Origin of the sequence: Micromonospora sp. NPDC050695 (genome assembly GCF_040654415.1) — a bacterium.
Lineage (GTDB): Bacteria > Actinomycetota > Actinomycetes > Mycobacteriales > Micromonosporaceae > Micromonospora.
In genome coordinates, this window is record NZ_JBFAHZ010000162.1 from 1 (window position 1) to 1,062 (window position 1,062).

3 protein-coding genes are annotated in these 1,062 nt (G+C 67.6%); all 3 read left to right on the forward strand.

What is annotated here, in order from left to right; genetic code table 11:
- Positions 1-428: recombinase family protein (locus tag AB0H52_RS32055; RefSeq protein ID WP_357952051.1), on the forward strand; the 428-nt coding region annotated here is incomplete at its 5' end.
- Positions 425-709, forward strand: coding sequence for a hypothetical protein (locus AB0H52_RS32060; protein WP_357952053.1), 285 nt, complete (start codon positions 425-427; stop codon positions 707-709). The genes AB0H52_RS32055 and AB0H52_RS32060, both read left to right, overlap by 4 nt.
- A gap of 156 nt (positions 710-865) precedes the next feature.
- A partial coding sequence (locus tag AB0H52_RS32065; RefSeq protein ID WP_357952055.1) for a hypothetical protein occupies positions 866-1,062 on the forward strand: 197 nt, incomplete at its 3' end.

The window sequence follows — 1,062 nt, forward strand, 5'->3', positions numbered from 1 at the left end:
TCCGTGACGGCGACACCGTCATCGTGCACTCGATGGACCGGCTCGCCCGTAACCTCGATGACCTGCGCCGGCTCGTGCGGACCCTGACCGGCAAGGGCGTGCGGGTGGAGTTCGTCAAGGAACAGCTCACCTTCACCGGCGAGGACTCCCCGATGGCCACCCTGCTGCTGAGCGTCATGGGTGCCTTCGCCGAGTTCGAACGGGCCCTGATCCTGGAACGCCAGCGCGAGGGCATCGCCGCGGCCAAGCAACGTGGTGTCTACACCGGCCGCAAACCGGCGCTGACCACCGAGCAGGCCGACCAGCTGCGCCAGCGTGCCGCCGCCGGGGAACGCAAGTCCGCGCTCGCTGCGGAGTACGGCATCAGTCGCGAGACCGTGTACGCCTACCTCCGCCCCACTACCGCAGCAGGAGCATCCACCGCATGAGCAGCTTGGACGACCTGGAACGCCGTATCGCCGCCGTTGATGAGCGCCTGCACATGGAAGCCGGCCTGCGCGCCTCCGGCGACCGCGACCTCGCCAGTATCACTGCGCACGTCCGCACTCAGACCCACCTCGTCCAGGCCCTGTCCATCACCCAGGTCGAACACACCACCGCCCTGCGTGAACTCGGCGAAACAGTCGCCGCGCTGCGACAGGACCACAGCGCCAAGCTCGACCAGATCATCACCATGCTGGACCGCCTGCTCGACACCAACGGGCAGTAGCACGAGCCGCGACCCAAGGCCCGGGCACATCCCGCGACGCGGGTAGGGTGCGCCAGTTCGACCAGATCTCCGCATCTCTGTCAGAGACTGGGCGGCTCTCCCGCGCGGTGGCGATCTCGGTTCCCTGGCATGATCGAGCTTCGGTAGGTTTCTGGTATGAACGGTTCTGTGGCTTCGGATGCCGCAAGCACTGCGTACGGGGCTTTCCTTGCTTCGCTGAAGCGCGAGCCGTCCGCGTCCGAGTGTGAGCGGTGGGCACTGCAGCACGCCGGTGATCCGGAGGAGCCACGCGCTCTGGTGGATGCCGGGTGGTACACGGCCCGTGGCGGCAAGAGCGAGGAGGCGCTCGCGTT